General features: G+C 38.8%; 1 protein-coding gene. It reads left to right on the top strand.

The features are described 5' to 3' along the window. On the top strand, positions 1–281 hold a 281-nt coding region (locus tag ACVC3Y_RS00050), incomplete at both ends, for a hypothetical protein (protein WP_452225705.1).

The raw sequence follows: 281 nt of genomic DNA, 5'->3' as shown, positions 1-281 counted from the left end.
TGGAACAGATAATGAAACCATTGCTAACGATTGGAATGCTGCAAACATACTTGCACTACAATCTTGTGGTACAGATAGCTGTGATACAGATGCTGTTTTTGATGTAACTTCCGATTATGCTTTTACAAACCTAGTTACTATTTGTGGGCTTGGTGGTACAATAACGGTTGTATATACCGTAGCTGATGATTGTGGTAATGAAACCAATCTTACGGCTATTCTTACTCTTGAAGATACTATCGGTCCTGACCTTTCGGTTTGTAGCGATGTAACGGATGAAA

The organism is Lacinutrix cladophorae (assembly GCF_053604645.1).
The sequence above is the reverse complement of the archived record's forward strand: the minus strand, read 5'-3'. Positions and strand labels throughout refer to the sequence as shown.